15 protein-coding genes are annotated in these 12,881 nt (G+C 33.4%); 8 read left to right on the top strand and 7 right to left on the bottom strand.

Annotated elements, in window-relative coordinates; translation table 11 throughout:
• Window positions 1-161: 161 nt before the first annotated feature.
• The 3 genes from WBY99_RS08885 to rbfA all read right to left on the bottom strand — a co-directional run bounded on the left by WBY99_RS08885 (window position 162) and on the right by rbfA (window position 3,014).
• A complete protein-coding gene (locus tag WBY99_RS08885; RefSeq protein WP_423975974.1) occupies window positions 162-1,283 on the bottom strand; it encodes an endonuclease in 1,122 nt (373 codons plus the stop codon).
• 132 nt (window positions 1,284-1,415) lie between these two features.
• On the bottom strand, window positions 1,416-2,627 hold the full coding sequence (locus tag WBY99_RS08880) for an ABC transporter permease (protein ID WP_423975973.1): 1,212 nt from the start codon (window positions 2,625-2,627) through the stop codon (window positions 1,416-1,418).
• Window positions 2,628-2,651: 24 nt separating this feature from the next.
• On the bottom strand, window positions 2,652-3,014 hold the full coding sequence (gene rbfA / locus WBY99_RS08875; protein WP_423975972.1) for a 30S ribosome-binding factor RbfA: 363 nt from the start codon (window positions 3,012-3,014) through the stop codon (window positions 2,652-2,654).
• 124 nt (window positions 3,015-3,138) lie between these two features.
• Here rbfA and mce point away from each other — a divergent pair, with 124 nt between their 5' ends.
• From mce to WBY99_RS08860, 3 genes are all read left to right on the top strand, one after another.
• A complete protein-coding gene (mce, locus tag WBY99_RS08870; RefSeq protein ID WP_423975971.1) occupies window positions 3,139-3,549 on the top strand; it encodes a methylmalonyl-CoA epimerase in 411 nt (136 codons plus the stop codon).
• 234 nt (window positions 3,550-3,783) lie between these two features.
• Window positions 3,784-4,302, top strand: a complete 519-nt coding sequence (locus WBY99_RS08865; RefSeq protein WP_423975970.1) for a hypothetical protein — start codon at window positions 3,784-3,786, stop codon at window positions 4,300-4,302.
• A gap of 7 nt (window positions 4,303-4,309) precedes the next feature.
• A complete protein-coding gene (locus tag WBY99_RS08860) occupies window positions 4,310-6,286 on the top strand; it encodes a urocanate hydratase (RefSeq protein ID WP_423975975.1) in 1,977 nt (658 codons plus the stop codon).
• 137 nt (window positions 6,287-6,423) lie between these two features.
• Here WBY99_RS08860 and WBY99_RS08855 read toward each other — a convergent pair whose 3' ends face one another.
• Entirely contained in the window at window positions 6,424-6,846 is a 423-nt protein-coding gene (locus WBY99_RS08855; RefSeq protein WP_423975969.1) for an endonuclease domain-containing protein, read from the bottom strand.
• A 257-nt stretch (window positions 6,847-7,103) separates the two neighbouring features.
• Window positions 7,104-7,931: a GIY-YIG nuclease family protein gene (locus tag WBY99_RS08850; RefSeq protein WP_423975968.1), complete on the bottom strand. Its 828-nt coding sequence runs from the start codon at window positions 7,929-7,931 to the stop codon at window positions 7,104-7,106.
• Between the two features lie 162 nt (window positions 7,932-8,093).
• Here WBY99_RS08850 and WBY99_RS08845 point away from each other — a divergent pair, with 162 nt between their 5' ends.
• The 3 genes from WBY99_RS08845 to WBY99_RS08835 are packed head-to-tail and all read left to right on the top strand — an operon-like array spanning window position 8,094 to window position 9,355.
• Window positions 8,094-8,402, top strand: coding sequence for a hypothetical protein (locus WBY99_RS08845; RefSeq protein ID WP_423975967.1), 309 nt, complete (start codon window positions 8,094-8,096; stop codon window positions 8,400-8,402).
• Window positions 8,392-8,691, top strand: a complete 300-nt coding sequence (locus WBY99_RS08840; RefSeq protein ID WP_423975966.1) for a hypothetical protein — start codon at window positions 8,392-8,394, stop codon at window positions 8,689-8,691. Before WBY99_RS08845 ends, WBY99_RS08840 begins: the two co-directional genes overlap by 11 nt.
• A gap of 31 nt (window positions 8,692-8,722) precedes the next feature.
• Complete coding sequence (locus WBY99_RS08835; protein ID WP_423975965.1) at window positions 8,723-9,355, top strand: TonB-dependent receptor plug domain-containing protein; 633 nt, start codon at window positions 8,723-8,725, stop codon at window positions 9,353-9,355.
• Between the two features lie 72 nt (window positions 9,356-9,427).
• On the opposite strand, the gene tpx is transcribed toward WBY99_RS08835, so the two are convergent.
• Window positions 9,428-10,000 carry a thiol peroxidase gene (gene tpx, locus WBY99_RS08830; RefSeq protein ID WP_423975964.1) on the bottom strand — a complete coding sequence of 191 codons (573 nt, stop codon included), beginning with the start codon at window positions 9,998-10,000 and terminating at the stop codon, window positions 9,428-9,430.
• 429 nt (window positions 10,001-10,429) lie between these two features.
• On the opposite strand from tpx, the gene WBY99_RS08825 reads away from it, so the two are divergent.
• Window positions 10,430-10,807 (top strand): GreA/GreB family elongation factor, encoded by a 378-nt coding sequence (locus WBY99_RS08825; RefSeq protein WP_423975963.1) that lies wholly within the window; start codon window positions 10,430-10,432, stop codon window positions 10,805-10,807.
• Between the two features lie 256 nt (window positions 10,808-11,063).
• The gene (locus WBY99_RS08820) at window positions 11,064-11,489 is read left to right on the top strand and encodes an SRPBCC domain-containing protein (RefSeq protein WP_423975962.1); all 426 of its coding nucleotides are present in this window, start codon (window positions 11,064-11,066) and stop codon (window positions 11,487-11,489) included.
• Here WBY99_RS08820 and WBY99_RS08815 read toward each other — a convergent pair.
• Window positions 11,490-12,881: S41 family peptidase (locus WBY99_RS08815; RefSeq protein ID WP_423975961.1), on the bottom strand; the 1,392-nt coding region annotated here is incomplete at its 5' end. It abuts the gene before it with no gap.

Genomic DNA, 12,881 nt, shown 5'->3' with positions numbered 1-12,881 from the left:
GTATTGTGTTATTCGGTTTTTTAGAGCGAAAAAAAATGTTATTTTTAATAAAATAGAAATTTTAGTTATCAAAAGTTCCAAAATACTTCATTGGAAAACAACAAAAAAACCGATGGGAAACATCGGTTTTTAATATTTAGGACAGGACAAGTTTAGAAAAATTAATCAACAATAAATTTTGTAGACTGTTGATTTGTTTTCAAAATATAAACGCCTTTGGTTTGATTTTTCAGAATAATCGTGTTTGAGTTTTTAAAATTTTGATCAACGGTTTGAATCAATCTTCCATCAATACTATAAATCTGAACGGTAGAAACCTCATTTAATCCATAACCAGAAAGATGCAATTGTCCGTTTCTTACAGGATTTGGGTAAATTGAAATTGTTTTTTTTAATGCAGCAATATCAGTGGCAGAAAGGGTAGAAGTCCAAATCATATTCACCCATTCCGGATGATCGATAAAAGGATTTCTATTTTTCTGTCTTGCATAAACTGCGTTGTTTCTATCAATCTCTTTTTGAGAAACAGGATCTTGCGCCGCCCATTTTAATAGTAAATTAATATACCATTGCTTGTAACCTCTGTCACTAGATCCGTCAATTGGATTAGAATCGGGATAATATTGCGCAAAACTCATTAACCGATCTTCATACCGGGTAATAAAATAGAGATGCATTCTGGCAAAATCTCCTTTAAATTCATCAATCGGTTCGAAAATCGTTCCGTTATATCCTGGGAAACTTGAGGTTCCAATTTTGGTTCCGTTGGTTGATGTCCAGGTTGGCGTACCGGTTTCTCCGTACGGAAAATTCCCGCGCATGCTGTTTACATAATAATCAGTGGGAATCACAAAATGGGCATCATTCGCCATTGGTACAGCGGTTTGTCCACCAAAAAAAGATTTTGGTAAACTATGCTCTCTGTTATAGCAAGAGTTTTCGTGGTTTAATCCGTTGCCACATTGGTTTCCACCTGCAGATACTTGTCCTAATTTATATTCATAAGCGTCTGGGCCATTTGGTCTTTCAGAGTACATATCGAGCAAGGTTCCGTTATTTTCATAGTAATAATCACGATCCGAAGTAAAATAGGTTTCCCACAAACCACCAGTGCCACTTCCATATCCTAAGTCTTTCGCACCATTAGAAATGATGGTGCTTAATTTTGTTTTTAACGCATAACCTGTTAATCCATTGGTTCCATCGTAATATCCAGTAGGAATCTGCGCAAGCGAAGTGATTGCCATTCCTAATGAAAGTAAAAAAGTAAATAGTGTTTTCATTATGATGTAATAATTTTAAGTAAAATTTAAAAAAGGCGAAATACTTTTATTAAAGGACTAAAAACACTTAAATGTATTAGTTCGTAATTTTTTATAGAAGATGTAAAGTTAATTAAAATACTAACGCAAAATTTAATTCGCTTTAAAATGTCTTTTATTGACCTTTGAGAAAAGCCATGCAACGACGGTTCCAAAGACTCCGGCAGTGGCACTTACAATAAAATAATTACTGATATTGATTCGAACAGGAAAAGGGAGGTCGGTATTAGAACCAGCTTTGAAGAAACCAGTGTTAATTTGTACATAACAAATAATGGTTCCTAAAATCAATCCGCAGATAATCCCAAAAAATACAATTAAAAGTCCCGTATAGAAATAGATATTTCGCAGGGATTTGAAATTCATTCCTAAAGAAATGAGAGATTTTGCCTGCTCTTTTTTATCGAGTTGTAAAATAATAATAGCTCCTGCCAAATTAAAAGTGGTAATGAAAATTACGAGAGCGAAAATTAAGTAGATAAACAGTTTTTCGGTATTAATCATTTTCCAGAAAGCTGCATTTTCCTCTTTCTTGGTTTTCAAATCGTAATCACTTCCCAATAATTTTGAAAGTTCAGCTTTAACTTCATCCGCTTTGTCTGCATCCTTCAACTTAATCACAATCTGATAAGCGGAGTTTTTTGGTAAGTTCAGAAGTTCCTGCGCGAGTTCAATTGGTGAAATAATCGTATTGTCGAGTTGGTCGTTACCTGGGAAAACGCCCGAAACGAAAATATCTCTTTTGGTGAAAATATCTTCTTCCTTACTGATCATTCCCGACCCCGGTTTCGGCATCAGAATCGTGGCATAATCCGCTCCTTCACCAACGGGAATTGCGAGGCGGTTATCGAGTTTGTTTTCCATCAACACCTCATTCGAATATTTAAAACTCGGATATGTACCGTAGAGAATATTTTGGTTGATGGGGTTTACAAAAATATAGGCAGAATCTACTCCACGCAAATTTGCAATATCACCATTTTCCCGAAAACGAATATAAGCTTTCTCTTCAATTACTTTCGAGAAATGGGCAATGCCCTTATTTTGACCAATGATTTTTGTTGCTTTGTCGATATTTGGCAGCACTTTTCCTTTATTACTTTTAACGGTAATATCGGCGTGCAAATTCGCAATCATATCCTGATTGATATCCTCTAAACCTGAGAAAACGGAGATGATAATAAACATCGCTGCCACCGCAACCAACATTGCCAAAGCAGCCAACCACGTAATAAAAGTGACGGCAGTACTTCCTTTTTTTGCCAGAAGATAGCGGGTAGCAATATAAAATGAGGTGTTTTTCAAAAGAAAATAACGATTTAAAACAGATTAAAGGATTGGATTATCGCCTTCGCCTCTTAATTCTTTTTCAATTTTTTCTACGTCATCCAAAGTAGTGTCCAGATAAAAATTCAATTCAGGAATAATCCGAACTTGTTTTCCCATTTTCTGGCCGATAAAATTTCGGTATTGGGCTTTATTAATAAGGATTTCTTTCATAATATCTTTACGAAATTCTGGCGGGAAAATACTTAAGTAAATTTTCGCAATACTTAAATCTGCCGTTACTTTCACATCAGAAACGGAGATTAAAAAGGATTGTTTGCTCTCTGAAGCCTGTTTGCGGAAAAACTCTGCAAAATCTTCCTGTATAATTTGGGCGACTTTTCTTTGTCTGTTGCTTTCGTTCATGGCGCAAATTTACTACTTTTGTTTGAAATAAGACGGGAGTGAGAAAAGGGAAGTTCGAAGATTTTTTTTTAGAAAATTTAGAAATACTTTTCAATGATCAACTGTCATTTATGATTTATCATCCATGAAAATAGAACACCTCGGTATTGCCGTAAAATCTTTAGGAAACTCAGACGAATTATTCGCCAAATTATTAGGCAAAGAAAACTACAAACAGGAATCTGTAGAAAGGGAAGGCGTTACCACTTCATTCTATGAATTAGGAGAAAGCAAAATTGAACTGCTGGAAGCCACTAATCCCGAAAGTCCCATCGCAAAATTCCTCGATAAGCGAGGCGAAGGAATTCACCATATTGCTTTTGGAGTCGAAAATATTTATACCGAAATTGAACGATTAAAAGGTGAGGGATTTCTTTTTATTTCTGAAGAACCCAAAGATGGAGCTGATAATAAACTCATCGTTTTCCTACATCCAAAATCCACCAACGGAATTTTAATAGAACTTTGTCAGGAAAAAAGTAAGAGCCAAGTATAAAGTATTCCCGATAGCCAAGTAGAGTGAATGGTGAATTTTTTTTGCTTTATATTTTTCAATTTGAATATCTTTAAAACTTTGAATTTTAAACGCTGAACTTTGTATAGAATTACTTTCAATAAGATGCGATGATACCTAAATTAATAAGGCTTAGAAAATCAAAAAAAAATAATTAAAAGGCAAATAAGTTTTATGAAAGTTAAGTTCTTACAAAACATTTTAAAATATTTTACTTTGGTTTTATTTTCAATTTTGATTTTATTTTTAACAAAAGAATACGGTGATTATTCTTCAATGGTTTATGATATTTTTATTATCCCATTTTTAATAATATTGATTTTAATAAATTTAGCAATACTTTACAGTGCAGATTTTTATAATTTAAAAAAGAAAAAAGGAAATTTTAAAACAACAAATCGAGTTGTTTTAGGATTGTTTTTTATATTTATAATTCACTTTTCTACCAATTATTATATGGGAAATAAAGAAGTATATCTTATTTCAAATCTTAATAATAGCAAAGGAAAATTGATTTTGTATAAAAATAATACTTTTAAAATATCAATGTTTTGGAATCATGGATCGGATAATTTTTTAGGGAATTACGATTTGAAAAATGACAAGCTAACATTAAAAAAAGATAGTTTAGAAAAAATAACGAATTATAAATTCACTTATAATTATGTAATTTTTCCAAATGATAAAAGTATAAAACCAAATGAAATAAGTTTTGAAAATTTAACTATTGAATAATAAAATAATGACTTTCCAACAACAAATACAACAGGGAATTCCCAACAAACTTCCTCAATCAAAACCATACAAAACCGAAATCAATCACGCTCCGAAACGGAAAGAAATTCTTTCTGACGAAGAGAAAAAACTCGCTCTGAAAAATGCTTTGCGTTATTTCGAACCGAAATTTCATGCAGAATTGCTGCCGGAATTTAAGAAAGAATTAGAAGATTTTGGAAGAATTTATATGTATCGTTTTCGTCCGGATTACGAGATGAAAGCAAGAGATATTGCGGAATATCCCGGAAAATCGGAACAGGCGAAATCCATTATGTTGATGATTCAAAATAATTTGGATTATGCGGTTGCGCAACATCCGCACGAACTCATTACTTACGGTGGAAACGGAGCGGTTTTCCAAAATTGGGCGCAATATCTTTTGACGATGAAATATTTGTCGGAAATGACCAACGAACAGACTTTAACGATGTATTCCGGTCATCCGATGGGACTTTTTCCGTCGCATAAAGACGCTCCAAGAGTGGTCGTAACCAACGGAATGATGATTCCGAATTATTCAAAACCCGATGATTGGGAGAAATTTAATGCTTTGGGCGTTTCGCAATACGGACAAATGACGGCGGGAAGTTATATGTACATCGGTCCGCAGGGAATTGTGCACGGAACTACGATTACGGTTCTCAATGCTTTCAGAAAAATAAATAAAGATCCGAAAGGCGGATTATTTGTAACATCTGGTTTGGGCGGAATGAGCGGCGCACAACCAAAAGCAGGAAATATTGCAGGTTGCATCACGGTTTGTGCGGAAGTAAATCCTAAAATCACCAAAATTCGTCACGAACAAAAATGGATTGACGAAATTCATGAAAATTTAGATGAATTGGTTTCCAGAGTTCGAAAAGCAAAGGAAAATAAAGAAACCGTTTCTTTGGCTTACCTCGGAAATATCGTGGAAGTTTGGGAAAAATTCGATGAAGAAAATTTAAAAATAGATATTGGTTCCGATCAAACTTCGCTGCATAATCCTTGGGCGGGAGGTTATTATCCGGTCGGGATTTCGTTTGAAGAATCCAATAAAATGATGGCTGGAAATCCTGAATTATTCAAAGAAAAAGTTCAGGAAACATTGCGAAGACACGCTTCCGCAATTAATAAACACACCAAAAAAGGAACGTATTTCTTCGATTATGGAAATGCTTTTTTATTGGAAGCGGGTAGAGCCGGCGCCGACATTATGGCGGAAAACGGTATCGATTTCCGTTACCCGAGTTACGTTCAGGATATTATGGGACCGATGTGTTTCGATTATGGTTTCGGGCCGTTTCGTTGGGTTTGCACCAGCGGAAAACCCGAAGATTTAGCCAAAACCGACGAAATTGCTTGTCAGGTTTTAGAAGAAATGAAGAAAAATTCACCGTCTGAAATTCAACAGCAAATGCAGGATAATATCACTTGGATTAAAGGTGCGCAGGAAAATAATTTGGTCGTAGGTTCGCAAGCGAGAATTTTGTACGCCGATGCCGAAGGACGAATGAAAATCGCGGAAGCCTTCAATAATGCGATAAAAAACGGAGAAATCGGGGCGGTTGTTTTGGGTCGCGATCATCACGATGTTTCGGGAACGGATTCGCCCTATCGCGAGACTTCCAATATTTATGATGGTTCCAGATTTACAGCAGATATGGCGATTCAGAACGTGATTGGCGACAGTTTCCGAGGCGCAACTTGGGTGAGTATTCACAATGGCGGCGGCGTTGGTTGGGGCGAAGTGATTAATGGCGGTTTCGGGATGTTGCTCGATGGAAGCGAAGATGCCGAAAGAAGATTAAAATCGATGCTTTTCTGGGACGTGAACAACGGAATTTCCCGAAGAAGCTGGGCAAGAAATGAAGGCGCTATTTTCGCCATCAAACGAGCGATGGAAGTGGAGCCGAACTTGAAAGTTACTTTGCCGAATTTGGTGGATGAGAGTTTGTTTTAAAAATTCCCCTCCTTTGGAGGGGGTGGCGAAAATTCGTAAGAATTTTTGACGGGGTGGTTTATAAGAAGGTAATTGAAAATATTATTGAATAAACCGCCCCGTCTTCTCCCTTTGGTCCGAAAGAGGAGAGTTTTTATTTAGCTGCTGTAATGATCAATAATAAAATGTTCCAGATCTTTCATGGCGGCAGTTAAATTGTGCTTCACATCCCAATCTGTAATTCTAAAAACTTTTAGACCCAAATTTTCCAGAAAAGTGGTTCTTTTCAGATCATACTCTTGTTTGTCATCATGACTTGTACCATCAATTTCAACGACTACACCCAAAGTTTTTACATAAAAATCGACGATGTAATTTCCAATAATTCGTTGTCGGTCAAAATCAATTTGATGAAAATTGTTGTTTCTTACCTGTTTCCAAAATAAGACTTCTGAGAGAATGCCCAGTTTTCTTTTTTGTCTTGTTAAAGGAATAAGATGCGGGTTGTACGGAAGATTTTTAACGAAATTCCGGTAAATAATGATTCCCTCAATTTGGGTGAGTATTTTTTTTTCCGGCATTGGTTTTTTATTTCAAATTAAATTAAGATTTTTATTGCACGTATTGACCACCCCGTCAAAAATTCTTTGAATTTTTGCCACCCCTCCAAAGGAGGGGAATTCTGCGGCGTGGTATTTCCCGAATAAGTTGGGCAAGAAATGAAGGCGCAATTTTCGCCATCAAACGAGCGATGGAAGTGGAGCCGAATTTGAAAGTGACGTTGCCGAATATTGTTGATGAGAGTTTGTTTTATTATTTTTATTATTTCCGCACGGAATTACAAATCTGCAAGTTCGGGAATAGTTCTTTTATAATTATACCCGAAATTTCTTGTTTGAAGAGTTTCTTGCCACCACATTTCCCTTTTTATAATTAGATTATCATCAATAGTTGATTTGTATATTTCTAATATTGAAAATTGAAAATTTTCTTTTATATATTCGTATGGAAGTGATTTTAGTTCTTTATTGTTTCCATGTCCATTTTTAATATAATTTTGCCACCTTCCAAATATCATTTCGTTACCATAAGCAGATCCAACATACATTTTTCCATTTTTTTTATCAGTAATTAGATACACTCCTTTTTGGTTTTCTAAAGCAGTTTTCCAACTACTTTTGTTAATTACTCTTTTTAAATTTGTCCAAGTAATATTTACATTTTCATATCCTGGGAACAGATCATCATCAAAAGTATCTTCCAATAATTGGTGTATTTTACAATCATTAATTACGCTGTTTGCATTTCGAATTAACTGGGTAGCTATATTCTTAAATTCAATTATTAATCTGCCAAAATATTTTTGATATTCTTTAACCGTTTCGTATTCATATCCTACATTATTGTAGATGTTAAGATCTTTCGTTATTTTACTAACATCAAAAAGTAGCCATTTGTCTTTTGAAATTCTTGCAAAGCCAATTACTAAATTTCCTACTTTAAATGCTTTTTTATTATAATTATGAAAATTTCCTTTAAATAAAGCATTTTTGTCTTCTTTAAAATGTTTTATTGGATCAAATTCTTGACTATTGTTTATATTAAATCTTATTTTAACATTGGATATGTCTTGCAACTTGAGAATATCATTAAGGTTTATACTCATGAATTTGTGGTATTAATTTCCAAATATAAACAACCACAACCAATTAGAAAAAAGGTTTCCCATAATCCCATAAAAAAAGTAAAAATGTTATTTGTAATTTACATTCAATATCAAAATTTTCTTACATTTGTATAAGATATTGATACCAAAAACAACCATAAAATGATAGCAGAAATAGAAAAATACATCGAAATTCAGAATAATATTGATCAGATTCTGAAAGATTCGCCTTTCAAAATGTCGTATATCATTGAGAAATCGGGGATTAAAAAACCTACTTTTTTTAAGAAACTGAAGGAGAAAAGATTTACTCCTAATGAAGTTTTGGATATTGCAAGAGTTCTTAATCCTTATGAACAATATGAATTTGAAACCGCACAATTGGTAAAGGAAGGAAAAAAACAAATGTTGGAAGGGAAAACTTCTTCCTACAACGATTTCTTAAAGGAAAGAAGAGGCAATGGAAATTGAGATTACGCACTTGGCGGAAATTGAGATTATTTCAATTGAAGAATATATAGAAAACAGATGGAACGCAATTGTTTTGGCTGATTTTCGGGATAAATTTGATGCGATTATAGAAAATATTATTTCTGGAAGAGTAGTTTATCAAGACTTCCAAAAAACTGAATTTCAGAAGGCATTGATTACAAAACACAACACCTTGGTTTTTCATAAAAAGGATACGAAAATAACGATTATCCGTATCCTCCAAAATTTCCAAGTCCCGGAAGAAAATTTAAAGAATATTTCCAAATAATTTTATTACTTTTAAACAAGATTTACAAAAGATGAAACTCACTATTCCAAAACCTTGTCATGAAAATTGGGATTCGATGACACCCAATGAAAAAGGTAGATTTTGCCAAATTTGTAGTAAAACGGTAAGGGATTTTTCAAAGCTATCTGATTTAGAAATTATTGAAAGTCTGGATGATAATTCGAATATTTGTGCAAATATTAATTCTAATCAGCTCAATAGAAATCTAAGTCATTCTTTTATTAATTCGCTCTTTTCAAAATTTGCGGTTGGTTTTGTATTAACATCAGTTGGTTTTGTTGAAATTAATGCTCAACAACTTGATCTAAAAAAAGACACCGTTATCGCTAAACAAATTAGAGGAGAAGTTTCAAGCAATTCAGTAATTAAAAATGATACTTTAAAAAAGCCGGTAATAATACGTCTCGGTGGAGTACAATCTATTAAAGAAAATGATCCGCCACTTTATATTTTAGATGGTAAACTGATTGATGACTATACGTTTAAAAAAATAGATACGAACGCTATTGAGAAAATCGAAGTTTTAAAAGGTCTTTCAGCAACGGCATTATTTGGTTCTAAAGGACAGAATGGAGCAATTGTTATCACCACAAAAAAGAGATTAGCTCCTCCAAAATCAAAAATTATCAGACCCAAAGATTGATTTATAATAATATAAAACCTCCAACAATTAATAATCGTTGGAGGTTTTTTTAACATTATTAAACATCAAAACCTACATTTTCACCGCTTTCATTGCGGCTTCGTAATTGGGTTCGTGGGAAATATCGCTCACCTGTTCTTCATAAATAATTTTTCCCGAAGGATCGATCACCACAACTGCTCTGCTCAAAAGTCCTTTCATCGCAGAATCTGTGATTTCTACGCCATAAGTTTTCCCGAAATCTGAACGAAAATCAGAGAGCATCACCACATTTTTAATTCCTTCTGCGCCACAAAATCTTTTCTGCGCAAAAGGCAAATCTTTGGAAATACAAAGAACTACCGCATTCGGAAGATTCGCCACATCTTCATTAAAATGACGCACCGAAGCCGAACAAACGCCCGTATCCACACTTGGAAAAATATTGAGAATCATGTATTTCCCTTTGTAAGAATCGAGGTTTTGGTCTTTCATATCGACTCCCGCTAAAGAAAATTTTGGTGCCTGTTTATTCACCGCCGGTAATTTTGCATAGGTGTGAATTGGTTTTCCGCCCATCAAAACGGTATTTTCTGACTTCGAATTTTGAGCAAATAAAAATGCCGAGAAAAATAACAGTGTACTGAAAATTAATTTTGAAAACATATTTTTAATTTTAAACAAAATTATTGTTTTTAATCAGGATAAATGAAATCTGTAAAGAAATATTTTGAAGTTGGATTGTGATTTAAAGTTGTTAACAAAGGTTAAGGCTTTGGAATTGTAGTTTATTAGCCCTATCTTCGTGAGTTATGAATGCAAAAATAACACTTATCAATTTTTTTTCAGGGAATTTATTCTCTGAGGCAAAGTGGTTGGTTTTTTCTTATTTGCATGATGACATTTTTCTGAAAGACTCTAAAGAGTTCATCTAATTCACCCTGTCAAGATTCAGGGGCAGGGTAGTTTACATTTACTAAATACTCATCAATTTCGAATACTTTTTTACAAAAATACAAACACCACTTTTGTGCTTGCATTTCCTTTCTGAATCCTATTCAAGTATTCCGCAACTCATTTTTAAAATAAAGCATTATGTCAGAAAATATAGTTTTAACCACCGGAGTTTACGATTTAATTAAAGACCATTTAAGGAGAAAAAGAACATCTCAACAGGAAGAACAGATTCTTTTAGATCAATTAAAAGGTGCCAAACAGGTTCTAAGAAAAGAATTACCTGAAGGTATAGTCACCGTAAATTGTGAAGTAAGAGTGAAAAATATTTCTACCAATGAAGAACAGAAATATTTATTTGTACAAACAAATAGAGAAAAGATAAAAAAAGGAAAATATTCCATTTTATCACCAATTGGTTTAGCAATCGTGGGAAATAAAGTAGGTGATATTATCAATTGGCCATTTGAAGATGGCGATAAGAAAATCGAAATTTTAGGCGTTGAACGTTATAATTAATCGATTTCTATTATTTTAAAAGAGGCTCTCAATTTGAGGGCCTCTTTTGTTTTAGGAAAAATTTCACGTCCTAAATTTTCACTAGTTACTGTAAGTTTAGAAATAATTCGATTTTTTTTGGTTTTATTTTTGATAAGGTTCTCAAATATCTTTAGCAATTTTATTCGCGAAAGCAATAATTTTTATTTATAGGGGTTTTAGAGCGCATTTATTATTTCTAAAATCTTATTCCAGAATTTAAAAATAAAAATCAGTAATGAAAAAATTAGAATTTTCAATCGATATTAATGCTCCTAAAGAAAAAGTATGGGATATTCTCTGGAATGATCAAAGTTATCGCAAATGGACTGCCATCTTTATTCCAGGTTCCTATTATGAAGGAGAACTTAAAGAAGGTAATGATATTCGTTTTTTGTCACCAGGCTTACATGGGATTTTTGCAATGGTGCAGAAAGTAATTCCCTTTAAGTCAATGCATTTTGTGCATTTTGGATTAGTACTCGATGGTATTTCACAGGGAAAAACATTCGCAGAAAACGCTATCGAATATTACGATTTATATGAGATTGAGCAAGGCACAAAATTAATAGTGACAATAAGGACTGAAGACGAATATATTACTTATTTTAGTAACAGTTTTCCAAGAGCGCTCAATGCAGTTAAACAACTTTCCGAAAGTTAATTACTCAGTCTTTTCTTGATTTTTTATTTGCTCCATAATCCATTCTAATTGAATATCATTTTTCTGTAAAATTTCCTGTAGATTTGGAATGATTTCATAATCGGGAAGAACGCCTTTTTTAGTATCTGTAAATTCTATATTCGGCTGAATAAGCATTAAGCCGATTGGTAATTTCAGCTTCGAATGCGGTAATTTTTCGGTAGAATATCTTCCAGCAACCGTTCCGTCATTGGCACCACCGGTTTCTTCACCTACCAAAAATGCTCTTTTGTCGCCTTTTAATTTTGAGGAAATAATAGATGAAGCCGAAAAGCTACTCCCATTAATCATGACATAAATTTTGCCATCGAAATGGTTTTTCTTTGGCTTTTTTAGAGCGAAAATTCCATTGTTTTTCAAATAAAATTTATCGTTCTTTTTTTTTACAGATAAAGCGGTCCCGGCCAAATAAAGTGGGTAACTCATTGCCGCAAATGGTTTGATTAATGATGGAATATCGTTGAAATAATTAGCATGAAACATTGATGAACGCGAAGTTACTTCAATATCATCAATGAATTTAAATTTTTCAGAACTTAGGTAAGAATATAGATTGTTAATTTCGGATAAAGAACCACCAAGATTATCACGAACGTCTATAATAAGGTATTTGGCTGGTGATTTTTTTAATACTGCAAAACTTTGTTTGTAAAATTTACGTGAAAAAGTCCCTGAAAAAGTTTTAATTTTCATGTAACCAATCGTAGAATCTTTGGTAGGGAATTGTAAGTCTCGGTTGAAACTTTTGGTAACAATATTATAATCTTTGGTTTTTCCGGTTTCGCTTTTGGTGAGTTTTTTATTTTCTTGCTCGGTTTTTTTCTTTTCTTCTTTGGTGATTTTTTCGCGATGAATGAAAAAGGTTTTCACTTCGTTTTGATACTTCGCATCAATTTTTACACTGTCTAAAATTCCATATTCCGCCGTAAAAAAAGAAGGCCATCTTCTCGCCATCGAATATTTTTGAAAAGTCGTATTGTCGCCATCACTGTTTACAATTGGTCTGTATTTTTCGAGTAAATCGCTTACAGGAACATCTTTAATTTTTAAAATTTCTGTTCCTACATTCATATTTGGGATTTTGGAAGCATTATCTTTAACAAAAATTCTGTCGTTATCGATCACGAAATTATACCGGTTTAATAATCCTTTTTGATTTTTAAGATCTTTGATTTCCTTTTTAGTCAATCGTTTATCATAAGAATATAACCTCAAATGTCCTTCTTTAATTTTCGCAATAACGGGTGCGAGTTTTTCATAAAATTCATTGGGTTTTAAAGGTTTCTGAATCGTCGTTTTTAAACTGTCGAATTGATAGTTCAGGTTTTTTTTAGAAATATACCAGTACAATTT

The sequence above is a fragment of the Kaistella sp. genome (assembly GCF_049588135.1).
Lineage (GTDB): Bacteria > Bacteroidota > Bacteroidia > Flavobacteriales > Weeksellaceae > Kaistella.
This window is presented reverse-complemented; position numbering and strand designations above follow the sequence as displayed.